The sequence below is a fragment of the Paraburkholderia sp. A3BS-1L genome (genome assembly GCF_051125215.1).
Classification (GTDB): Bacteria; Pseudomonadota; Gammaproteobacteria; order Burkholderiales; family Burkholderiaceae; genus Paraburkholderia.
The window spans coordinates 77,907-100,480 of record NZ_CP120443.1 but is presented as its reverse complement, the minus strand read 5'-3'; the positions used below and the strand labels follow the sequence as shown (position 1 = coordinate 100,480).

Below are 22,574 nucleotides of genomic sequence, written 5' to 3'. Positions count from 1 at the left end.
AATAGCGTGGCAATGATTATTCGAGGAATTTCCGGGATTGCTAGAGGGGATTGGGGAAGCCCCCGGGGGGCGGTCGAGGGGGCGCGCGCAACGAATCGAAGCCGTCGAACGCGATGAGTCGCACAAAATTCCAAAATCCGCATCGAATCGATTAAGCAACGGTTTTCATGATCTTGATGAATACGTCGGAAATCTGAATTAGCGCTTGGCTCGAATTTTGAATCGAGGCACCACGCCATCTATATGGCGTCTCAAACTGATTGTGTGCGCAACGTTTGTGCGGTTTGTGAATCGGCGGGGAAAAACGCTTCAATCGCGAGTTCGGAAAGCGTAATGTCGACGGGCGTGCCGAATACGGTGGTCGTGCTGTAAAACGATAGCTCGCCGAGCGCGGTTCGTATGCGCAGCGGCACGGCAATTGCGTGCTGAACCGGCTCGGCGCTGGCGGGAGTTGCCTGCGGCGGCGCGGGATAGGCGGCCAGTTCGTCGTGGAGTGCGACGAGGGTGGGATCGGCGCTCGCTTCGATCTGCCGCTGCAAGCGCGTGAGCAGATGCGCGCGCCACGCATGCCAGTTGACGACGCGCGGCGCCACGCCCTCGGGATGCAGTGAAAGACGCAGCGCATTTACGGGCGCGGCCAGCAGCGCGGCTGAGGCGTCGCCGACGAGCGGCGCGAGCGAGGCATTGGCCGCCACGATATTCCAGTGCCGGTCGACCGCGAGCGCGGGGTAGGGCTCGTGGCCGCGCAGCACCAGCTCGACCGCTTCGCGCGCCGCCGCGAGCTGCGGGTCGTCGAGCGCGCGCTCCCGGTAGAGCGGCGCATAACCCGCCGCAACCAGCAGCGCGTTGCGTTCGCGCAGCGGCACGTCGAGGCGTTCGGCCAGATGCATGACCATCTCGCGGCTGGGCAGCGAGCGGCCCGACTCCACGAAACTCAGGTGCCGCGTGGAAATGTCCGCTTCGTTCGCGAGCAGCATCTGGCTCATGCGGCGGCGCAATCGCCATTCGCGCAACAGCTCGCCCACGCTGCGGCGCGCCGTGCCGATGGCCGGCTGGAAGGCGGAGGAGGCCACGAAGGCGTTCGCGAGCGGGTTCATGCGGCCGATTCTAGCGAAAAGACGCGCCCGGTCGATTACCGGTGAGGTAATGGTCCCGTGTCATAAGCAATCCGCGCGAAAAAATGTTTGCGACGTTCGCGCAAGGCGCTTATCGATGTCCCCGCGTTTCGCCTAGAATTCATATCTCACAATTTGGTTGATAGCATGGCGGGCGTTGCATGGGTGGGACCAAGCGCTAAAGCACCAAGTCCCAACGACAGGAGATGGCCATGAGGGAAACGGTTGTTGCTTATCTGCTAGGCCCGATCGTGATGGTGGTGGTGAGCGCCGCCATCTGGGCCGTGTCGCGCCATAGCCGGGGCGTGCTCGAAGAGCGCGTGTCGCGCTGGCTCGACGCACACCGCGGACACGGCATGCGTCATAAGCATTGAGCGTGCCAGCAAGCCGGTCTCCGAAGGCGAGCGCGTGCGGGTAAACGCGGATCGCGGGCGCCGCAAGGGCGTTTCCGGCTGCCACATAGATGGCAGTGCAAATCAATATCTGCCGGGGCGGCGACTGCTGCCGCCCGATGTCGGTTTCGTTCTCGGGCGCTGACTCGCGGTCCGCCGATCTGTCTGTTGATATACGCGTAATCCATTAAGTAGGGAACTGTAGGAAGAGACCGATGTCACTGCCATATTGCATATCGGAGCCCTTCATGACACGTCCCGCGGATTCCCTGATCATCTTCATCGCCCGAATTGCGCTCGCGATTCTGTTTTTATGGGGCGGCGCCATGAAGCTTTTGGGGTACGCGGGGTTCATCGCTTATCTGCATGCGCATGGCGTGCCTTATGCGCAATTCATGGCGCCCGTTGCCACCGGAGTGGAGTTGCTCGGCGGACTCGCGCTCGTGTTCGGCGTGCGCATGCGCTTCGTGGCATTCGTGCTGGCCGCTTACACCATCGTCACGGCGGTACTTGGGCATGACTTCTGGAATATCACCGAGGCCGCGCGTCAACAGGACGCGGTCGTGCATTTCTGGAAAAACATCGCGATCGCGGGCGGGTTCCTGCTGCTCGCGGTAACGGGCGCGGGACGTGCTTCTTTCGATGGGCTGCGTGCGCCGCGCAGCGGGCTGCGGGGCTGAAGGCTAGCCCGGTTGCCCACACCGTTACATGCGGCACGCCTATAACGAACAAGATCCACCAGGAAACTTGGGAGCCCGCTGTGATAGAACACTTCGAATTCAACGTGGGGGGCCGGGCCGGGCAGTTCTGCGCGAGCCTGGCCGAGGACGGCACGCGCCGCGTGCTGATCAGCACCGCCGATACCGCGAAGACGCTGGTGATACTCGATGCCTCGGGGCTGCTCGGCACACTCAAGGCCGAACTCGAGGAGCCCGACCGGCTGATCGCGCATGCCATTCGCAAGGCGCAAACCGAAGGGCTGATCGAACGTGCGCTGAGCACGGGTGCAATTCAGGAAGCGTCGCTCTAGCCGCGCGCGGCTTCGTTGTCTTCCACGCCTGATTCGTATGCGCGTTTTCCCCGGCGCGGTGCGCTCGTGTGCGTGACGTTGAGAGTGGCAGGGGCCGTCGCGTCCGAGCGCATGCTCCAGGCGAGGCATGCCGCCACCAGAAGCAGCATGGCCGAGATTGCCGTATCCGCGTGCAGGCCGCTCACGACCTGCGCCGCCGCGCCGCTGCCCGTGAGCGCGCCGAACGCCGCCACGCCCACCGCGCCGCCCGCCTGGCGCGCCGTATTGAGCAATGCCGATGCCGTGCCCGCGCGGGCCGGTTCGACCGAGGCCAGCACCGTCGTGGTCATGGCCGGCACCGCGAGTCCCATGCCGCCGGGAATCAGCAGAAACGCCGCGAGCAGCGCGATCAGCGGCGTGTTCGCATCGACAGGAATCAGCAGCGCATAGCCGAGCCCCGCCACCAGCGCGCCGCCGATCATCGGCAAGCGCGTGCCGTAGCGCGCGACCACGTGTCCGCTCGCGATGTTGGAGAGCAGGAAGCCGCCCGTGAGCGGGATGAAGGTGAGCCCGGCCTGCAACGGCGACTGGCCGCGCGCATGCTGCAGGAACAGCGCGAGCACGAACACGGTGCCGTAGTAGGTCAGATTCACGCACACGCCGAATAGCACGGCCGTGCTGAAGATGCGGTTGCGCAGCATGGCGAGCGGCAGCATGGGGGCTTCGATGCGCGCTTCGAGCGTGACGAACGCGGCGCCTGCGGCCAGCGCCAGCACGAAGCCGCCCCACACGGCCCAGTGCGCGAAGCCGAGCGGCCGCCACTCGATCACCGCGCCGGTGAACGCCGTGAGGGCGACGACGGCAAGCAACTGGCCGCGCAGGTCGAGGCTGCGCGGGCGCTGCGCCGGGGCGTTCGCAGCCACGCTGCTTGCGTTGCGCGATGCAGGAATCCACGCCAGCGTGGCCGCGAGGCCTGCCGCGCAGAGCGGCAGATTGACGAGAAAGATGCTGCGCCAGCCGAAGGCGGCGATCAGCAGGCCGCCGGCAATCGGTCCGGCGGCGATCGAAATCGCGCCGGCGGCGGTCCAGAAACCCACGGCACGGGCGCGCAGCGTGCGTTCGTGGCGGCAGGCCTCGTTCAGGAGCGCGAGCGAGTTGGGCAGCATCGCGGCCGCGCCGGCGCCTTGCAGCGCGCGCGCCGCGATCAGCAAGGCCGGGTTGGCCGCGAGCCCGCAGGCCAACGAGGCGAGAGCGAACATCACGAGCCCGGCCGCGTACATGCGGCGCGCGCCGTAGCGATCGCCGAGCACGCCGCCCGAGAGCATCAGCACGGCGAAGGCGAGCGTGTAGGCGTCGACGATCCATTGCAGCCCGGCGACGTTCGCGTGCAGGTCGGTAGCGATGCGCGCCAGCGCGATGTTGACGATGGTGACGTCGAGTTGCGTCACGACGAAGCCCACGCTCACGGTGCCCACTACGCGCATGAGCGCGGGCGTGAAGTATGGGGAGCGGGGCGAAGGGGCCGATGGCGTATTCATGCGACGTATCTTAGAACGCGGGCCGCCATGACGTTTCAGTGCGACGTGAAAGATCGAAGCATGGCGGCGCCTGCCATCGTCTCGGCAGCGGGCCTGTCAGGTCTTCACGCCGACGTCGCAGGAATTACCCGCTCCTGGTTGCAATTCAGAGTCCTCTTATGGGCTGCCTTTGCACATCTCCACAGAATTGCTCGCGCTTTGTTCGGAAAAGGGAGGTTTCTATGCGCATCGCAATTCTCCAGCGCGACGCTGGCCAGCGCGGGTTGATCGAGCGGACGCTCACGCAAAGCGGCCACGCATGCATGCCGTTCAGCGACGGCATCACGCTCGCCAAGGCGCTGGCCGCGTCCACCGTCGACATGCTCGTGCTCGACTGGCAGGGATCGCGTCTTTCGGGCGCGGAATTGCTGAAGACGGTGCGCGCCGTGAACGGCAATCAGATTCCGGTGCTGTTCGCTTCCGAGGACGACTCGGACGAGAGCGTCGTGCGCGCGTTCTCGGTGGGAGCGGACGACTACGTGAGTCTGCCGGTGTGTCCGTCGGTGTTTCGCGCGCGCGTGAATGCGCTGCTGCGGCGCGCCTTTCCGGATCGTTACGACAACGTGGCGCTCGAGGTCGGCCCGTATCACTTCGACATGCGCCGCCAGACCGTCACGGTGCATGGCAAGCCCGTCGAATTGTCGGGCACGCAGTACCGGCTCGCTTCGCTGTTTTTCGCGAATATCGGCCGCGTACTCTCGCGCGATCATATCTACGCGATGGTCTGGGGGCGCGAGCTGCATACGCTCACGCGCACCATCGACAGTCATGTCTCGCGCCTGCGCGTGCTGCTGGAGATCGAAGAGCACAACGGTTTTCGTCTGCAGCCCGTCTACAAGAGCGGCTACCGGTTGCTGCGCTTGCAGGACGAATCGGTGTCGCTCGACGAACTCGCGGCGGCGTGATGCACGGCACCCATGACGGAGTGATTCGCGTCACTGGCCAATGAAAAACGGCGGCACGCTTTTGGCGTGCCGCCGTTTTGCTATTTCTTGCTTGCGCCCGCTTGTGAGCAGTATCAGCGCGCGATGCCGAGCCCCTGCAGCACCGCATTGCCCTCGGGCGTCAGGCGGATCAGCGCGTCGCCCGCGGTGGTGTCGCCGGGCACTTGCTCGACGAGACCGGCTTCGCGCAGCGTGGTGATCTCGGGCTTGGCGCTTGCATTGATGGGCGCGTGCAGCAACAGCAGCAGCGTGGCGAGCTCGTGATGGCTCAGCAGGCGCCGCAGTATCGTGCGCTTCGCGGGCCTGGCCGGCCGCGCTTCGGTTGCTGCTTGATGCTTCTTCAATCCAGTCCAGTCCACGGGCATCTCCTGCTGCGTTTCTTCCGGGGTGAGGCGATGATGCGGACGAAGACTTAAGCGATTCTTAAATCCCGCTTCTGGCGATATGTCGCCGTACTACATGCCGTTACAGCCCGTAATCAATTTGAACGCGCCCGTAAGCGCGTGTTAAGCAGGCTTGCGCTGCGTGGCGCAAAACACGTTGCCTCAGGGCGCGCAGGTCTTGCTCGCGCTCTCGATCCACAGGTTCCCCGAATGACGCTTGCCGGGGTAGAAGCGATAGGTGGTCGTGCCGTTGTCGGCGCGAATCTTGATGATGTTCGAATCGCCGAAGTCGAGCATTTCGCCCTGCGGCAGCGCGCTCGTCTGGAAGCTCACACCGTGCCTGGTGGCCTGCGCCGTCAGGCACGAGACGACATCCTGAACCGACCGGTTGGTCGTGGAATCGATGACGGGCTGGCCGGAATCCGGATTGCCCTGGAACCAGGCGCAAGCGCCGAGGCTGAGCGAAAGGGCGAGGGGTACGGCAAGTTTCTTCATATGTCTCGTTTGCGACCGGGTGGGCGACCGGAACGGGCGGCCGCGAGCGACAAGGAACTGAAGATTATAGCGGCAGCACATCGCGTGCCGGCGTCGTGCGATGTCCGTGGGCCAACGCCATGCGCGCGACACACAGCCCGCATACAGTGGAAACACGAGTAGCGATTCGGGCTCGGCTGTGCAGGGGGCCCTGCGCGCCGGGCATGGCTGTTGCGGGCACGCGACTGACGTCGCCGCAGCGCGATACGGCCGCCCACGAATCACCCAGGCGAGATAGACTATCTCAGCGGTGTACCCGCGATCTGGCGCGACGTCAGGGAGAATAACCATGAGCCGCCCGTCGGTCCGTTTTCCTCTTCCTGCCACCCATGCCGGTTCGGTCTGGCGGTGGATCAAATGGGGTTTCGTCCTCGCGATTCTGGTTGCCATCGCTATCCTGGTGCGCATCGTCCAGATCGAAATCGATACGTCAAGACTTCAGGCGCGCTATTTCTCCGAACTCACGCGCGACATCGGCTTCGCGGTCGAGCCGGGGCAGAGCCACAGCATTCGCTTCCCCACGACGAATGGCCCTTACGACGTGCGGCTTGGTTATGCCCAGTTGCCGGCGTTCACCGCGCGTCTCGAACAGCGCGGCTTCACCGTGGCAGCGCAGGCGCGCGATTCCGCGCGCATGATCGCGCTCGCCGACGAAGGCCTTTTCCTCCCTTATGAAGAAAAGGACCAGGCCGGCATCGTGCTGCGCGATACGAACGGCGCGACGCTGTTCCACACGCGTTATCCGCAGCGCACCTACGAGAACTTCGACGCCGTGCCGCCGCTCGTGCGCGACTCGCTGCTCTTCATCGAAGACAAATACCTGCTCGCCGCCGATCAGCCGAACCGCAATCCGGCCATCGACTGGGGGCGCTTTAGCCGCGCACTCGTCGATCAGGGCGCTCGGCTCGTGAACCGGCATCAGCACACGCCGGGCGGCAGCACGCTCGCCACGCAAATCGAGAAGTTCCGCCATTCCGATGGCGGGCGCACCGCGACGCCGCCCGAGAAGCTGCGCCAGATCGCGTCGGCCTCGGTGCGCGCCTATCTCGACGGCCCGCAAACCATGCCCGCGCGCCAGCAGATTCTCGTGCATTACCTGAATTCCGTGCCGCTCTCGGCGAAGGCTGGCGTGGGCGAAGTCAACGGTCTCGGTGACGGCCTCGCGGCCTGGTACGGGCGCGACTTCCGCGACGTCAACCGCATTCTGCGCGAGCCCGTGTCGGAAACGACGCTCGACGAGCAGGCGCTCGCATTCCGCCAGGTGCTCTCGCTCTTGATCGCCCAGCGCGCGCCCTCGTATTTCCTGCAGAAGAACAACGACGCGCTTGCCAAGCTCACCGACAGCTATCTGCGCCTGCTCGGCAGCGGCGGCGTGATTTCGCCCGCGCTGCGCGACGCCGCGCTCGCGACGCAGCTCACGCTCGATCGCACGAAGTCCAAGCCGCGCGCGCCGGCCTCCTACGTTGAGCGCAAGACGGTGCTCACGATGCGCACGCAATTGATGCAGTCGCTAGGGCTGAAGACGATCTACGATCTCGACCGTCTCGATCTGTCCGCCACGTCCACGCTCGACGACGCCGTGCAGCAGGCTGTGAACGACCGGCTCGCCGATGCGGCGACCAAGGACGGCGCGCGCGCGGCGGGGCTGGTGGGCGACAAGATGCTCACGCCCGCCGACGATCCGTCGAAGATCGCCTATAGCTTCGCGCTGTTCGAGCGGCGCGGCAACGAGAACGTCGTGCGCGTGCAGACCGACAGCGTGAACCAGCCGTTCGACATCAATTCCGGCGCGCGGCTGAATCTCGGCTCGACTGCGAAGCTGCGCACGCTCATCACATATTTGCAGATCGTGAGCGCGTTGAACTCGAAGTACGCCAACGAAGATCCCAAGACGCTGCGCGCGATGATCCCGCAGGTCGACCCGAGCGACGCGCTCACGCGCTGGGCGCTCGACTATCTCTCGACGACGCGCGATCATTCGCTGCCCTCGATGCTCGAAGCGGCGGTGCAGCGCAAATATTCCGCGAATCCGGGCGAGACCTTCTACACGGGCGGCGGCGCGCAAAGCTTCACCAATTTCGAGTCGAGCGAGAACGCGCAGATCCTCACCGTGCAGAGCGCGTTCCAGCATTCGGTGAATCTCGTGTTCGTGCGGCTCATGCGCGACATCGTCCACTACGAGATGATCCAGGTGTCGGGGCCGCCCTCGGCTTACCTCGACGATCCGGCGGTGCGCAACCACTACCTCACGCAGTTCGCCGATGGCGAGAGCCAGGTCTACATGAAGCGCTTCTACATGCGCTACGCGGGCAAGAGCAACGACGAGGCGCTGCAGATCCTGCTCAAGCACACGCGCAAGGGGCCTGCGCGGATCGCGACGGTGCTGCGCAGCGCGAACCCGGACGGCGACCCGGCGTGGTTCAACGCGCAGATGCGCGCGCAACTGAAGAACACCAAGTTCCAGTGGCTCAGCGACGACGATCTCGCCGGGTACTACAACAAGTATGCGATCGACAAATTCAATCTCAACGACCGCGGCTATATCGCAGGTATTCATCCGCTCGAACTGTGGCTGCTCAACTACCTGCACACGCACCCCGAGGCGACGCTCGCGCAGATCCAGGCGCAGAGCCGCGACGTGCGCCTCTATACCTACAAGTGGCTCTTCAAGACGCGCTATTACGCGACACAGAGCCGGCGCATTCGCCGCATGATCGAAATGAAGGCGTACGCCGAGATCGGCAAGTCGTGGCGTGCGCTCGGCTACCCGTTCGACAACATCACGCCTTCGTATGGCGCGGCGATTGGCGCGTCGGGCGACCGGCCTTCGGCGCTCGCTTATCTGATCGGCCTCATCTCCAGCAACGGCGAGAAGTTGCCGACGCATAGCTTCGAATCGCTCGACTTCGCGCGCGGCACACCGTACGAAACGCGCTTCGTGCATGCTGCCACGCCGCCGCAGCCGCTCATCTCGCCGGAAATCGCGCAGGTCGCGCGCGAGTTGCTGGCTTCGGTGGTGGAAGGCGGCACGGCCAAGCGGCTCGCCGACGGCATGGCGTTCCCCGGCGGCAAGACGCTGCCGGTCTACGGTAAGACCGGCACGGGCGATCAGCGCTTTAACGTGTATGCGCCGGGCGCCCGCCTGATCGAGTCGCGCAAGGTGAACCGCTGCGCGACGTTCGTGTTCGTCATCGGCGATCGTTTCTACGGCACGCTCACTGCGTGGGTGCACGAGCCCTATGCGGCCCGCTACTCGTTCACGAGCGCGCTTTCAGTGCAGTTGCTGAAGTCGCTCGCGCCGGTGCTGCAACCGCTGCTGGAGGACAAGGGCGCGCCGGATGGCAAGATGAGGGCTGGAACCGGCTCGCAGGAGATGACGTTGATCGATCGGCAGACAGGCGCTGTGCAACGCGTGAGCCTGCCGCTTGCGCACCCACGCGTGGCCGCGGGCGGGGCCAGCACGGCGCACGGCGCTTATTCGGATGCCGAATCAGTTCAGGTGAAGGCGAGCATGAAATAACGCAGCGCCGATCAATACGAACCCGGGGGCGGCGGGGGCGGCGACCCGGGCGGCGGAGGCGGCAGATAGCGCTGCTGAGGCTGATAGTACGGCTGTTGCGTCTGCATGCCGCCCGGCACGGGAACGCGGTTGCCGGTGGCGTACATGCACTGGAGATACGCGTAGTCGTAACGGCGCTGGACGTCGTAGGCCGAGCCTTGTACGTTGCCCATGCCGACCGCGCTGCCCGCGAGCAGGCCGGCGCCCGCGCCGATGGCCGCACCGTTGCCGCCGCCGAACGCGGCGCCCGCGGCAGCGCCGAGCGCCGTGCCGACCACGGCGCTGCCCACGGCGGTATTGGTCGTGGCCTGGTTGGTGGTGGCGCCGCCCACCTGCTGGAAGGCGAACTGGCGACAGTTGTAGTCGTCGTTGCGGAACTGGTCGAAGCTCTTGCCGGTGCCCGGCAGGGCCATCACGCTCGGTCCGGCCGGGACCACGGCGCATGCGCTCAAAAGGCCCGCAGCGGCGAGCAGCGCGAGACAGGTCGTTTTCATGTGCAACTCGATGTAGTCGGATCAGTTCGAAGGCGCGGGCTGGGCCGGCACGGCGCGCCAGCCTGACGAGCATTGCTTCACATACGGATAGTAGGTTTTTGACGCGTCGCAGTAATACCACGTGTCGCTGTTTTCGCTCTCGTTGTAGTCGTTGCCTGGCGCTTGCGCCTGTTGCTGGCCCTGCTCGATGTACTCGGGCGCTTGCGGGGGCGGCGCGACGATCACGGGCCCCGGCGCATAGTAGTAAGGCACCGGGGCTACCGGGTAGTAATAGGGTACGCCGCCGCCGATGAAAACACCCACGCGCGCGGCGTTTGCCGCGCCGCTCGCGCCGGCAAGGGCAGCCAGAGCGGCCGTGGCGGCCCCGAACATCCATTTCGACCTTTTCACGACGATCTCCAGAACGGGATTGGGCGGTGCGCTCGTGCCGGTCTGACCTTGCGCGCCCGCGCATCCTGAAACGCTAAGACATAGCGCCCTTCAATGCAATTACGCGAGCGCCACTGATTTTTCGAGTTGTTACAACGATGCGACAGGATGTGACCGTTCGCCAGGGCGGTCCGTGGCCTCTCGTCGCCGTGCCTGAGCACGTCCGCCCCCCATGAACAAGGGCTTTCAGCGTGTAAGACGCTGATGCGTCGTAATGGCGTGAAGAATTCAAATAGTCATTTCGATTAGCCGGTCACCGTGTGCACGCCGCGACCCGCTTAGACTCGCTCGCACGCTCGGTGCGAGGCGTCGACTATTGATTGCACGTCACCGATTTACTAAGGACTACAACATGAAAGGAATTCTGACGGTGGGTACGGCGGTGGCGATAGGACTCGCCGCTGCGCCCGCATGGGCGGGATTGGGCGGCGCGCTCGCATTTCCTGATGCGCAGCGGACGCCGGCTACGCGCTTGATGGCAGCCGTCAACGCGGCCACCGTGACGTGGACCGTCACGACGACCATGCTCGAAAACGACACCGTGATCCATGAGTATCTCGACGCCAGCGGCACCGTCTTTGCCGTTTCCTGGCGTGGCCCGCGTATCGGCTCGCTCGACGCGCTGCTGGGCCGCAACTACTTTCCCGTCTGGCAAAAGGGGCTGGCGGTGGCGCAGTCGGCACGGCGCGGCGGCTACGGGCCGGTTGCCATGCATCAGCCTGACCTCGTCGTCGAGACGGGCGGCCATATGGGTGCATTGACGGGCCGTGCGTGGTTGCCCAAGGCGCTGCCGCAAGGCTTCAACGCCGACCTGATCCAATGAGCTGGGAACGCGCAATGAACAGGATCATGATGGTTTGTGCGCTCAGCGCGAGCATGCTGCTGGCGGGTTGTGGCGGCGGCGGGGACGGCCCGGCCGTATCGAACAGCACAGCCGCAGGGGCCTCGGCGGCGTCGGACGCGGCAAGCGGCGGCGCGTCGGGCGGCAAGAGCCCGAGTTCGGGTGGTTCAGGTTCGGGCGGATCGAGTTCGGGCGGTTCGGGTTCGGGCGGTTCGGGTTCGAGCGGTTCGGGTTCGGGCGGATCGGGTTCGGGGGGATCTGGTTCAGGCGGTTCGGGTTCAGGCGGTTCGGGTTCAGGCGGTTCAGGCTCCGGCACTTCGTCGGGTGGCGGTTCCGTTGCCGATATCGGCAATACGATTCCGGTGCTCGTTTCATCGGCAAGCGCCGTGCGCAACTTCCCGCTCGTGAGCGTTACCGTGTGTCAGCCCGGCAGCGGCGTGCAGACGAATTGCGCGACGATCGACAACGTGTTGCTCGACACCGGCTCATTCGGCTTGCGCCTCTACGCAACGGCGATTCCTGCCTCGACGCTCGCCGCACTGCCCGTGCAAACCGATCCCGCCAGTGGCAAGAACGTGGCGGCGTGTGGCGCGTTCGGCTCGGGCTATACGTGGGGAAGCTTGCGCGCGGCGGATGTGAAGCTGGCGCGCGAGGTGGCTCCCGACGTGCCCATCCAGGTAATTGGCGACGCCGCCATCGCCTCGCCTGCGCCGGCATCGTGTGTCTGGAATACCGCGCTCACGAGCCCGGCGGTGCTGGGCGCGAACGGCGTACTCGGCGTGGGCGTCGCGCGCTACGATTGCGGCGCGGCGTGCACGCGACCCACGCCGCGCACGGGCTACTACTACGCCGACACCGGGCTCGCCACGCCCATCTCGATGCCGCTTGCGAACCAGGTCACGAATCCGGTGGCGCTCTTTCCGGTCGACAATAACGGCGTGATCGTGGACACCCCGGCGATTGCCGCCGATGGCGCGCCCACGGCGACCGGCACGGTGATCTTCGGCATCGGCACGCAGGCGAACAACCAGTTGGCGGGTGCGGGCGCAACCGTGCTCGCGACCGATCACTGGGGCAATTTCAAAGGCAGCGTCGGCAACGGCAGCACGGTGCAAACGTTCATCGACTCGGGGTCGAACACGTTGAGTTTCGAGGACTGGTCGATCATCCAGGATAAGGGCTTCTATGTGCCCGCCACGCCGCTCAAGCGTTCAGTCGCGCTCTCCGACACGAACGGCGCGACTGGCGCCGCGGACATCGTCATTGGCAATGCGGATGCGATGTTCGCGTCGCTGAACTTCGCGTTCAGTACGCTTGCCACGTTCCTTGCGCAAACCGTCGATCTGGGCATGCCGTTTTTCTACGGCCAGCGCATCTACTACGGGATCGAAGGCACGTCGTCGGGAGCGGGGGCCACGGGACCCTATGTTGCGTATCTCTCGCGATAGTTTTTCCGGTCGACTGTCATGAGAAGCGCGCCGCAAAACGGCGCGCTTTTTCTTTAAAGGCATAAAAGAAAATATCCGGAGCGGCACCAGCGCAAACGTTTGCCCTGGCGGAAACCCCTGGTCAAGCCGTGTCGCGCAAGCGCCGATATAGCGCTGGTAGGAGCGGCCAATTCGTGAGCGCGAGGGCTGCCGCATGGGATTTCCGTTCTCGATCGGCTCGAAAGCCACGCGCACACAATAACGAGGGTAAATCGATGGAACATGCGACGCCGGACCGTCAGCTCGAACTGGTTGAGTTGAGTGCAGTGAGCGCGGCACTGAACCGTGTGCAGGCCGTGATCGAGTTCGACTTGCAGGGCATCGTCCTGCATGCCAATGATAATTTCCTGGCGGTGCTCGGCTATACGCTCGAGGAGGTGCGCGGCAAGCACCACCGAATGTTTTGTGATCCTGATTATGTGCGGGGCGAAGCGTATCGCCAGTTCTGGGAGCGCCTCGGACGCGGCGAGTTTGAGCGCGGCGAATACCGCCGCATTGGGCGCGGGGACCGCGAAATCTGGATCAACGCTTCCTACAATCCCGTGCTGGGCGAGGATGGCCGTCCCTATAAGGTCATCAAGTTCGCCACCGATATCACGGCGGCCAAGGAGCAGCACGCCGAATACGAGGGGCGTTTGCGTGCGATCGACAAGGCTCAGGCCGTAATCGAGTTCGACACGAACGGAATCGTGCTGCAGGCGAACCAGAATTTTCTCGACACGCTCGGCTACCGCCTCGAAGAGATCCAGGGCAAGCACCACCGCATGTTTTGCGAGGACGCCTACGTCCAGAGCCCCGACTATAGCGAGTTCTGGGCCAAGCTCAATCGCGGCGAGTTCGATTCGGGCCGCTACAAGCGCATCGGCCAGGGCGGGCGCGTGGTGTGGATCCAGGCCACCTACAATCCGATCTTCGACGCAAACGGCCGCGCCTATAAAGTCGTCAAGTTCGCAAACGACGTTAGCGCGCAGGTCGAGCTCGAAGAAAGCGTGAAGCGCCGCGCGCAGAGCGATCAGCTCAAGGTCGAGAAGCTGCTCGCCGTGGTGCGCAACGCCGCGTCGGGCGATTTGACCGGCCACGTGGAAGTGGCCGGGGACGAGCCGATCGATCAGCTTGCCGCAGGCATCAAGAGCATGATGAGCGATCTTTCGGACGTGATCGGCAAGGTCGTGGAATCGGCGGGCACGTTCAAGGACTCGTCGCAGGACATTGCCGCGCGCGCGGACACGGTGGCGGGCGGCGCGCAGTTGCTTGGTGCGACCGTCGAGGAAATGAACGCATCGATCGAGGAACTGACCGCTTCCATCAACTCGATTGCCGACAACTCGCGCGGCGCCGATCAGCTGGCCAAGGACACGCAGCAGGAAGCCGAGCGCGGCGCGAAGGCGGTGACGCGTTCGATCGAAGCGATGGAGCTCATCAATCGCTCGTCGGAAGACATTGGCGAGATCATCAAGGTGATCGGCGAGATTGCGAGCCAGACCAATCTGCTTGCGTTCAACGCCGCAATCGAGGCGGCGCGCGCGGGCGAGCATGGACTCGGCTTTTCGGTCGTCGCCGACGAAGTGCGCAAGCTCGCCGAGCGTTCCTCGCAGGCGACCAAGGAAATCTCGAAGCTCATCAACGAGTCGGTCAAGCGGGTCGCGCAGGGCAGCGAGATTTCGAAGCAGGCGGGCGAGGCGTTCGAGAAGATCGTGGCGGGCGTAGCCCGCACCACCCAGGCGATCTCCGAGATTTCCTGCGGCGCCGACGAGCAGCTCGTGGCCGCGCGCGAAGTGAGCGCGGCGATCCAGCAGGTGGCGGAGGAGACGGAGAAGTCGGCGGGCGCGTGCGACACCATCGCGCGCGCGGCGGCATCGCTCAAGGGCGGCGCCGAGGGGCTCGACAACACGGTTGCGCGCTTCGTGGTCTAGGACGCCGGGGGAAGTGTGGATATCGATCAGGATGTCGAACCGTCGGTGCAGCGCGCGTTGTTCGAGCAGGTGCGCCGCCACACCGGCATCGCCATGAACGAGCGCAAGTGGACCATGCTCAAGGGCCGCCTGCGCCGCCGCGTGATGGCGCTCGGTTTGCCGGATTACCGCGACTATCTGCAGGTGCTCGATACGAATGCCGATGAGGTGGGCGATTTCATCGACCTCGTAACGACGAACGAGACATCGTTCTTTCGCACGCCCTGCATCTGGGAGTACTTTGCGCAGACCTTTCTGCCGCAATGGCACGCGGCCCATCGCGGCGAGACGCTGCGCGTGTGGTCGGCGGCGGCGTCGAGCGGCGAGGAGGCCTGGTCCACGGCCATGCTCTGCGAGGAGTTCCGGGCGCACGAGGCTGCGTTTCGCTATGCGATCGTCGGCACCGATATCTCGGACGGCATCCTGACGAGCGCGCGCGCGGGCAGTTACAAGGGGCGCAGTTTCGAAGGCTTGCGCGAGCGCAATGCCGCGCTGCTGCAGAAGTATTTTCGCAGCGATGCGTCGCAGGCGGACGTGGTCGACGCGTTGCGTGCCCATGTCGCGTTTCGCCGCCACAATCTCTATGCCGCGCCGCGCGATCTGGGCCAGTTCGATCTGGTGCTGCTGCGCAACGTGCTGATCTACTTCGACCTCGAAGGGCAGCGGGCCGTGCTCGCGAACGTGCGCCGCGCGATGCGCCCCGATGCCGTGCTGATCGTGGGCGAATCGGAGTCGCTGAGCCGCGTGACGACGGGCTTTACGTTCGAGCAGCCCCTTGTCTATCGCAACGGCCAGCTTCGCGAGGAGCGCGACCATGAGCACGCGTGACGTGCAGGTGCGGATGTGCGAGATCGCGGTGAGCACCCGCGAAGACGCCCGCATCCTGCGCGCGACGCTGGGTTCGTGCGTGGGCATCGGACTGCTGTGGCGCGCGCGCGGCGCCTGCGGGCTTGCGCACTGCTTGCTGCCGCAGCCGGTGGGCAAGCTGCGCGGGACGGCAGCGGAGCGCGCCGGCCAGGACGCCAAATACGTGGTGGACGCATTGCCCGCGCTGATCTCGATGATGGGCGCGCAGGGCGCGGCCGAAGGAGAAATCGAAGCGGTGCTGGCGGGCGGCGCCAACATGATGCATCACCGCACCACGATTCACGAGCCGATAGGCGAGTTGAACGTGCGCATGGCGCAGCAACTGCTCGCGCATGCGCGCGTGCGCGTGATCCATACCGATGTGGGCGGCGAGTGCGGCCGGCAGTTGACCATCGATTGCGGGCAGCAGGACTACGCCGTGCGCCGCTTTTCGCGCCCGGGGTGAACCATGCGCCCGCCGCGCATTCCCGGAGCTCGCGCATCGAGTTCGCCGCTTCTCGTTCTCATTAGCTACGGAGCTTCACGATGAACCATCGAACGCTCGCCACGGGCGGCCAGCTCGAGCTGTACGGATCGTTCCTGCTGGCCGGCACGGAGCTCGCGCTGCCCGTCGCGGCGCTCCAGGAGGTCGTCAATCACCCCGAGGCGCTGACGCCGGTTCCGCTCGCGCCGCCCTATCTGCTCGGGCTGTTCAATCTGCGCGGCACGCTGATTCCCGTCGTGGATCTGCACCAGTTGCTGCACTTGCCCGACGAAGGCACGGCGCTCGCACGCAAGATCGCCATTGTGGAGGCGTCGGGCATGCGCGTGGGCCTGCGGTTCGACGCGACCGGCGAGATTCTGCGCGTGCCCAAAGATCAGGTGATTGCGATTGAGCCCGTCGAAGGCGGCGCGTCGGCGGCGATCGGCGCGGTGCTCAAGCTCGACGGCGGCGAGCGCATTCTGCAGGTGCTTTCCGCGGCGGCGCTGCTCGGGCTGCGCGACGTGCCGCATTTCGCGCAACCAGTTGCGCGCACAACGGAGCGCAGGGCGCAGCAGGGGCAGCGGCGCCAGAATGTGTCGTTCAAGGTGGGGGGCACCGCGCTCGCGCTGCCGATGGGGGCGATTCAGGAGATCATCCGCGTGCCGGCGCTGCAGCATTCGCCGATGGCCGACGACGTGTGCATCGGCATGCTCAACCTGCGCGGCGCAACCGTGCCGGTGCTCGATTTCGGCGCGTTCCTCGGCTTTGCGCGCGCGCCTGATGTCGCTGCGGCCACAGTGGCCGCCGAGGAGCGGCGCATCGTGGTGCTCAACCGGGACGAGGGATGCTTCGGTCTGCTGGTGGACGAAGTCGCGAGCATCGTCGCGTACCACGAAGACGAGCTATTGCAGATGCCTTCATATGGGGGCGCGCATCGCTCGTTGTTCGCGGGCTACCTCGCAGCGGGGGACTCGACCGGCGTGCTGCTCGTGAACGCCGGCGCGCTCTTTGCGAACGAGCGCCTCGCGACGCTGGCGGCGACGCATCGCGATCTCTACCGCAACGCGGCGCAGGCGGCCGATTCCGCTCGAAAGCGGGGCGGCACGCGCCAAACCCTCGTGACCTTCCGCATCGGCCAGTTGATCGGCGTGCGCATTGCCGAGTTGCGCGAGGTGATCGACTACCGCGACGACATCGTCAAGACGCCGGGCCTGCCGTCGTTCGTGCGCGGCGTGCTGAACTTGCGCGGTGTGCTCGTGACCGTTATCGACGTGCGTTCGATGTATGCGATGCCGCCCTACGAGGACCTCGCGCGCGCGAAGATTCTGATCGTCGAGCATCGCGGCGAAAAATACGGACTGCTGGTCGATTCAGTGGAGGACATCGTCACGCTCAACGGCAGTGCGCAGTTGACGATGCCCGAGATGTTCACGCGCGCTGCTGGCACGCAGACCCGCGGCGACATGCGCGAGGCGGTGGAGTTGCCGGGACAGGGCACCTTGATGCTGCTCGACCCTGTCCCGCTGTGCGAGCGGGTGGCCGAGGAAGCGGCAGCGTTTTGAACGTGGGTTTGCGCGCCGCCGCTGAGCCAGCGGCGCGCGCGATCTGCAATGCGCGGCGTTCAGGCTTCGAGCGCGAGCGTTGCGAAGCTGGCGAGCCAGTGCTCGCCCATATAGTCGCCGGCGACGTGATCGAGCGCTGCGTCCAGGTGCGTCTGCGCCGCTGCGCGCAGGACGTCCGCGCGCGCGTCGCCCGCAGGCAGCGTGCGCGCGAGCGTGCGCTGGCACCACGCGCGGCTCAGGTTCAGGCCGTCGAGATGGGCGATCTTGCCGTCGGTGCGGTCGGTGACCGTGGCGGGCTGAAACAGCGTGGCCGGCTCGCGCGCGGCCAGCGCGGGCAGGAAGCGCCCGAACCACGCGAGGAATTCTTCACGGCTCATAACGCGGCTCATCAGCACGGCTTCCATCAGCGTGGGCGAGAGGAACTCGTCGCCCGACGGCTCCCACGCCTGGCATCCCGCATCGTTCGTATGCCAGCGCCGCGCCGTGTCTTCGATCAGGCGCGCAAGTGCATCGCGCGAGGTCTGGCGCGCGAAGTCGTACGCGAGCGTGAGCGCGAACGCGGTGTTGAAGTGCGTGCCCACGCGCAGCGGGTACGTCGCTTTCGGCAGGAATTCCTCGAAGCGCTCGACAAACGCCTCGGTGAGCGGCGTGAGCGTGCGCGACCAGCGCTGCGCCTCGGGCGACTTCATGCCGTGCAGTTGCGCCGCGAGCGCGAGCAGCCAGGCCCAGCCATAAGGGCGCTCGAAGCCGCGATTATGTTCGAGGTCGAGATAGGCGCGCTCGCCGGCCATCTTCGCATCGGTGAAATGCTCGTCGATCACGGCGACGATGCGTGGGGCTTCGGGCAAGTCCGGGAAGTGCTCCAGCAGATGCGCGACGAGCCAATAGCCATGCACGCACGAATGCCAGTCGTAGCTGCCGTAGAACACCGGATGCAGCGCGCGCGGCCGCTGTACGTCCTGCGGCCCGGCCAGCGAATGGGTGAGCTTGTTCGGATATTCGCGCGTGAGGTGAGCGAGCGCGAGAGATGCGAAGCGGGAGGCGAGCGCAGCGGTGAGCGTAGCGTGCATGGCGGTCTGTGCGTGGCGACTGGGCGTCGGGGCGCTGGAAGCGCGCGGATGCGAAAGCGCCAGCTTAGCGCGAAACCTGGCCGCCCGCCTTGCGCGGCGCGCGTTCGCTTTCGAGGCGGCGCATCGCCTCGTTCACGTCCTGGCTGAATTGCGCTAGCGCGGCCAGTTCGATATTGGGCGGTTGCAGTGCATTCCACAACACATCGGCGAGCTTCTCTGCCGTGGCGTCGATATCGGTGCGGCGGTTAGCGAGCGTTGCGTCCCAGAGCACATGCTCCATCGGCCCGAAAATGAGGGAGCGCAGCAGGCGCAGCGGCATGTCGTTGCGGATCTGCCCGCATTCCTGACCGCGCGCGAGCACGCGCATGAGCGGCGCCGTGTAGCGGCGCTGCATTTCCGTCAGCGCCTCGCTGAGTTCGTGATGGCGCGTACGCCCTTCCGAGAGCACCAGTTCGCAGATGCCCGTGCCGCTCTCCAGCATCAGGCGCAGATGCATGCGCACGATGAATGCAAACTGCTGGCGCACGGTGCCGTCGTGCGGCAGGCCCGCCTCGATGGCCTCGATCGATTCGTCATACCAGTCGCCGATCACGCGCGCGCATAGTTCGCGCTTGCCGCGAAAGTAGCTGAACACCGTGGCTTCGGAAATGGACAGGCGCTGCGCGATCTCGGCTGTGGTGGCGCGCGCGTAGCCCTTTTCGGAAAACACCTCGCGCCCCGCCTCGAGAATCTCCTTGACGCGCTGCTGGGACTTGCGGCCCGCCGGCTGGCGGCGCGACGCGGGCATGAAGGAAGTGGGTGCGGTCGACATTCTGAGCTAAATTCAGTTCTCGGCGGGATTGATGCAGATTATGCACCAGGTTTCCCGCTTTTCAAGGCGGTAATCATGCAGTTCCAGCGGTGAAATAAGAAATCTGAGTGCAGCTCAAAAATACCTATTGACGTTAACGTAAATGTGGCGTGAAATATGTCCCCGAAGGGCCAGTCGCGTCACCCGCGAAAAGGCCCGCGTCCAATTGAGCTTTGCATGGGATAGGACCTGGCGCTAAAGCGCCAGGTCCTATCGACAGGAGACACGCAGATGAGCAACGTACCCGGTTTGCAGTTCCCGCTTGGCGAAGAAGTCGAAATGCTGCGCGACAGCATCGCGAACTTCGCGGCAAAGGAAATCGCCCCGCGCGCGGGCGAGATCGACCGCACCGACCAGTTTCCGATGGACCTCTGGCGCAAGTTCGGCGATCTGGGCGTGCTCGGCATGACCGTCTCCGAGGAATACGGCGGCGCGAACATGGGCTACACCGCACACATGGTGGCGATGGAGGAAATCTCGCGCGCCTCGGCGTCGGTCGGCCTCTCGTATGGCGCCCATTCGAACCTGTGCGTGAACCAGATCCACCGCAACGGCACCGAGGCGCAAAAGCGCAAGTACCTGCCGAAGCTCGTTTCGGGCGAGCACGTGGGCGCGCTCGCAATGAGCGAGCCGAACGCCGGCTCGGACGTGGTCAGCATGAAGCTGCGTGCCGATAAGAAGGGCGATAAATACGTGCTCAACGGCACGAAGATGTGGATCACCAACGGCCCCGATTGCGACACGCTCGTGGTCTACGCGAAGACGGATCTCGAAGCGGGCCCGCGCGGCATCACGGCGTTCATCGTCGAGAAGGGCATGAAGGGCTTCTCCGTGGCGCAAAAGCTCGACAAGCTCGGCATGCGCGGCTCGCACACGGGCGAGCTCGTGTTTCAGGACGTCGAAGTGCCCGAGGAAAATATCCTCGGTCAGCTCAACGGCGGCGTGAAGGTGCTCATGAGCGGCCTCGATTACGAGCGCGCCGTGCTCGCGGGCGGCCCCACGGGCATCATGGCGGCCGTGATGGATGCGGTCGTGCCGTACATTCACGAGCGCAAGCAGTTCGGCCAGGCCATCGGCGAATTCCAGCTCATCCAGGGCAAGGTCGCGGATCTCTACACCACCTTCCAGGCCTGCCGCGCGTATCTCTACGCGGTTGGCCGCCAGCTCGACTCGATCGGCACGGAGCACGTGCGCCAGGTGCGCAAGGACTGCGCTGGCGTGATTCTCTACACCGCCGAAAAGGCCACGTGGATGGCCGGCGAGGCCATCCAGATCCTCGGCGGCAATGGCTATATCAACGAGTATCCGGTCGGGCGCCTCTGGCGTGACGCGAAGCTCTACGAAATCGGCGCGGGCACGAGCGAGATTCGCCGCATGCTGATCGGCCGCGAGCTGTTCGCGGAAACCGCCTGATTCGCAATCCTGAGGATAGACGAGATGCCGATCATCGAATCGAAGCTCAATCCGCGCTCGGATGACTTCAAGACGAATGCCGCCGCGCTCGAGGCGCTGGTCGCGGACCTGCGCGAGAAGATCCAGAAGCTGTCGCTCGGCGGCGGCGAGGCGGCGCGCGACAAGCACGTCTCGCGCGGCAAGCTGCTGCCGCGCGAGCGCATCGCGCAACTGCTCGACCCGGGCACGCCGTTTCTCGAGTTCTCGCAACTTGCGGCCTACGGCATGTATCACGACGCCGCGCCGGGCGCGGGCATCATCACGGGCATCGGACGCATTGCGGGCCAGGAATGCGTGATCGTCTGCAACGACGCCACCGTGAAGGGCGGCACGTACTATCCCGTGACCGTGAAGAAGCACGTGCGCGCGCAGGAAATCGCGCAGGAAAACCATCTGCCGTGCGTGTATCTCGTCGATTCGGGCGGTGCGAATCTGCCCAACCAGGACGATGTGTTCCCCGATCGCGACCACTTCGGCCGCATTTTCTATAACCAGGCGAATCTCTCGTCGCAAGGCATTCCGCAGATTGCCGTGGTGATGGGTTCGTGCACCGCGGGCGGCGCTTACGTGCCGGCGATGAGCGACGAGTCGATCATCGTGAAGAACCAGGGCACGATTTTCCTGGGCGGGCCACCGCTCGTGAAGGCTGCAACCGGCGAAGAAGTGAGCGCCGAGGATCTCGGCGGCGGCGACGTGCACACGCGTCTTTCCGGTGTGGCCGATCATCTCGCGCAGAACGACGCACATGCGCTCGCGATCGCGCGTTCGATCGTCGGCAACCTGAACCGCACGAAAACGCCACCTGTCGTGTTGCGCGACCCGCTGCCACCGCGCTACGACGCAAAGAGCGTCTACGGCGTGATTCCCGTGGATACGCGCAAGCCTTTCGACGTGCGCGAGGTGATCGCTCGCATCGTCGACGACTCGGCCTTCGACGAATTCAAGGCGCGCTACGGCACCACGCTCGTCACGGGCTTCGCGCATATCTGGGGCCACCCGGTGGGGATCGTCGCGAACAACGGCATTCTCTTTTCCGAGTCGGCGCTCAAGGGCGCGCACTTCATCGAGCTGTGCTGCCAGCGCAAGATTCCGCTCGTGTTCCTGCAGAACATCACGGGCTTCATGGTGGGCCGCAAGTACGAGAACGAAGGCATCGCGCGCAACGGCGCGAAGATGGTGACCGCGGTGGCCACGGCAAAGGTGCCGAAGTTCACGGTCATCATCGGCGGCTCGTTCGGCGCGGGCAATTACGGAATGTGCGGCCGCGCATACTCGCCGCGTTTCCTGTGGATGTGGCCGAATGCGCGCATCTCGGTGATGGGCGGCGAGCAGGCTGCTTCCGTGCTCGCCACGGTGCGCCGCGATGGCATCGAAGGCAAGGGCGGCACGTGGAGCGCGGAAGAGGAAGAGGCCTTCAAGCAGCCGATCCGCGACCAGTATGAGCGCCAGGGGCATCCGTATTATGCGAGCGCGCGCCTGTGGGACGACGGCGTGATCGATCCGGCCCAGACGCGCGACGTGCTCGGTCTCGGGCTGTCGGCCACGATGAACGCGCCGATCGAAGACACGCGCTTCGGCGTGTTCCGCATGTAAG

At 65.2% G+C, this 22,574-nt stretch carries 21 protein-coding genes; 13 read left to right on the top strand and 8 right to left on the bottom strand.

Annotated elements, in window-relative coordinates:
• Nucleotides 1-251: 251 nt before the first annotated feature.
• Nucleotides 252-1,097: a helix-turn-helix domain-containing protein gene (locus tag P5W99_RS15705; RefSeq protein ID WP_421026111.1), complete on the bottom strand. Its 846-nt coding sequence runs from the start codon at nucleotides 1,095-1,097 to the stop codon at nucleotides 252-254.
• 230 nt (nucleotides 1,098-1,327) lie between these two features.
• Between P5W99_RS15705 and P5W99_RS15700 the strand changes: the two genes are divergently transcribed.
• The 3 genes from P5W99_RS15700 (at nucleotide 1,328) to P5W99_RS15690 (ending at nucleotide 2,537) form a co-directional block, all read left to right on the top strand.
• Entirely contained in the window at nucleotides 1,328-1,489 is a 162-nt protein-coding gene (locus P5W99_RS15700; protein WP_421026110.1) for a hypothetical protein, read from the top strand.
• Nucleotides 1,490-1,755: 266 nt separating this feature from the next.
• Nucleotides 1,756-2,187, top strand: a complete 432-nt coding sequence (locus tag P5W99_RS15695; protein ID WP_421026109.1) for a DoxX family protein — start codon at nucleotides 1,756-1,758, stop codon at nucleotides 2,185-2,187.
• A gap of 80 nt (nucleotides 2,188-2,267) precedes the next feature.
• Nucleotides 2,268-2,537, top strand: coding sequence for a hypothetical protein (locus P5W99_RS15690; protein ID WP_421026108.1), 270 nt, complete (start codon nucleotides 2,268-2,270; stop codon nucleotides 2,535-2,537).
• Here P5W99_RS15690 and P5W99_RS15685 read toward each other — a convergent pair.
• Nucleotides 2,534-4,054: an MFS transporter gene (locus tag P5W99_RS15685; RefSeq protein WP_421026107.1), complete on the bottom strand. Its 1,521-nt coding sequence runs from the start codon at nucleotides 4,052-4,054 to the stop codon at nucleotides 2,534-2,536. The two genes, P5W99_RS15690 and P5W99_RS15685, sit on opposite strands and share 4 nt — an antisense overlap.
• A gap of 221 nt (nucleotides 4,055-4,275) precedes the next feature.
• On the opposite strand from P5W99_RS15685, the gene P5W99_RS15680 reads away from it, so the two are divergent.
• On the top strand, nucleotides 4,276-4,998 hold the full coding sequence (locus tag P5W99_RS15680; protein WP_421026106.1) for a response regulator transcription factor: 723 nt from the start codon (nucleotides 4,276-4,278) through the stop codon (nucleotides 4,996-4,998).
• A gap of 113 nt (nucleotides 4,999-5,111) precedes the next feature.
• Here the strand turns inward: P5W99_RS15680 and P5W99_RS15675 are convergent, their stop codons facing one another.
• On the bottom strand, nucleotides 5,112-5,381 hold the full coding sequence (locus tag P5W99_RS15675; RefSeq protein WP_421027040.1) for a hypothetical protein: 270 nt from the start codon (nucleotides 5,379-5,381) through the stop codon (nucleotides 5,112-5,114).
• A 201-nt stretch (nucleotides 5,382-5,582) separates the two neighbouring features.
• Entirely contained in the window at nucleotides 5,583-5,915 is a 333-nt protein-coding gene (locus P5W99_RS15670; RefSeq protein WP_421026105.1) for a hypothetical protein, read from the bottom strand.
• 328 nt (nucleotides 5,916-6,243) lie between these two features.
• Here P5W99_RS15670 and P5W99_RS15665 point away from each other — a divergent pair, with 328 nt between their 5' ends.
• Entirely contained in the window at nucleotides 6,244-9,474 is a 3,231-nt protein-coding gene (locus P5W99_RS15665) for a transglycosylase domain-containing protein (RefSeq protein WP_434663692.1), read from the top strand.
• A gap of 11 nt (nucleotides 9,475-9,485) precedes the next feature.
• On the opposite strand, the gene P5W99_RS15660 is transcribed toward P5W99_RS15665, so the two are convergent.
• Nucleotides 9,486-10,007 carry a YMGG-like glycine zipper-containing protein gene (locus P5W99_RS15660; RefSeq protein WP_421026103.1) on the bottom strand — a complete coding sequence of 174 codons (522 nt, stop codon included), beginning with the start codon at nucleotides 10,005-10,007 and terminating at the stop codon, nucleotides 9,486-9,488.
• A 21-nt stretch (nucleotides 10,008-10,028) separates the two neighbouring features.
• Nucleotides 10,029-10,379 (bottom strand): hypothetical protein, encoded by a 351-nt coding sequence (locus tag P5W99_RS15655; protein ID WP_421027039.1) that lies wholly within the window; start codon nucleotides 10,377-10,379, stop codon nucleotides 10,029-10,031.
• 409 nt (nucleotides 10,380-10,788) lie between these two features.
• Here P5W99_RS15655 and P5W99_RS15650 point away from each other — a divergent pair, with 409 nt between their 5' ends.
• The 6 genes from P5W99_RS15650 (at nucleotide 10,789) to P5W99_RS15625 (ending at nucleotide 17,608) form a co-directional block, all read left to right on the top strand.
• Nucleotides 10,789-11,259, top strand: a complete 471-nt coding sequence (locus P5W99_RS15650) for a DUF2844 domain-containing protein (RefSeq protein ID WP_421026102.1) — start codon at nucleotides 10,789-10,791, stop codon at nucleotides 11,257-11,259.
• A gap of 14 nt (nucleotides 11,260-11,273) precedes the next feature.
• Entirely contained in the window at nucleotides 11,274-12,725 is a 1,452-nt protein-coding gene (locus P5W99_RS15645) for a DUF3443 family protein (protein WP_434663690.1), read from the top strand.
• Nucleotides 12,726-12,979: 254 nt separating this feature from the next.
• Nucleotides 12,980-14,677: a methyl-accepting chemotaxis protein gene (locus P5W99_RS15640; protein WP_421026100.1), complete on the top strand. Its 1,698-nt coding sequence runs from the start codon at nucleotides 12,980-12,982 to the stop codon at nucleotides 14,675-14,677.
• A 15-nt stretch (nucleotides 14,678-14,692) separates the two neighbouring features.
• Nucleotides 14,693-15,544 carry a CheR family methyltransferase gene (locus P5W99_RS15635; protein WP_421026099.1) on the top strand — a complete coding sequence of 284 codons (852 nt, stop codon included), beginning with the start codon at nucleotides 14,693-14,695 and terminating at the stop codon, nucleotides 15,542-15,544.
• Complete coding sequence (locus P5W99_RS15630) at nucleotides 15,531-16,028, top strand: chemotaxis protein CheD (RefSeq protein WP_421026098.1); 498 nt, start codon at nucleotides 15,531-15,533, stop codon at nucleotides 16,026-16,028. Before P5W99_RS15635 ends, P5W99_RS15630 begins: the two co-directional genes overlap by 14 nt.
• Nucleotides 16,029-16,108: 80 nt before the next feature.
• Nucleotides 16,109-17,608 (top strand): chemotaxis protein CheW, encoded by a 1,500-nt coding sequence (locus tag P5W99_RS15625; protein WP_421026097.1) that lies wholly within the window; start codon nucleotides 16,109-16,111, stop codon nucleotides 17,606-17,608.
• Between the two features lie 59 nt (nucleotides 17,609-17,667).
• On the opposite strand, the gene P5W99_RS15620 is transcribed toward P5W99_RS15625, so the two are convergent.
• Together P5W99_RS15620 and P5W99_RS15615 are read right to left on the bottom strand one after the other, a co-directional pair.
• Nucleotides 17,668-18,678 (bottom strand): DUF2891 domain-containing protein, encoded by a 1,011-nt coding sequence (locus P5W99_RS15620; protein ID WP_421026096.1) that lies wholly within the window; start codon nucleotides 18,676-18,678, stop codon nucleotides 17,668-17,670.
• 64 nt (nucleotides 18,679-18,742) lie between these two features.
• Nucleotides 18,743-19,489: a TetR/AcrR family transcriptional regulator gene (locus P5W99_RS15615; RefSeq protein ID WP_421026095.1), complete on the bottom strand. Its 747-nt coding sequence runs from the start codon at nucleotides 19,487-19,489 to the stop codon at nucleotides 18,743-18,745.
• 270 nt (nucleotides 19,490-19,759) lie between these two features.
• On the opposite strand from P5W99_RS15615, the gene P5W99_RS15610 reads away from it, so the two are divergent.
• Together P5W99_RS15610 and P5W99_RS15605 are read left to right on the top strand one after the other, a co-directional pair.
• Nucleotides 19,760-20,941 carry an isovaleryl-CoA dehydrogenase gene (locus P5W99_RS15610; RefSeq protein WP_421026094.1) on the top strand — a complete coding sequence of 394 codons (1,182 nt, stop codon included), beginning with the start codon at nucleotides 19,760-19,762 and terminating at the stop codon, nucleotides 20,939-20,941.
• Nucleotides 20,942-20,965: 24 nt separating this feature from the next.
• Nucleotides 20,966-22,573 carry a carboxyl transferase domain-containing protein gene (locus P5W99_RS15605; protein ID WP_421045302.1) on the top strand — a complete coding sequence of 536 codons (1,608 nt, stop codon included), beginning with the start codon at nucleotides 20,966-20,968 and terminating at the stop codon, nucleotides 22,571-22,573.
• Nucleotide 22,574 lies beyond the last annotated feature (1 nt).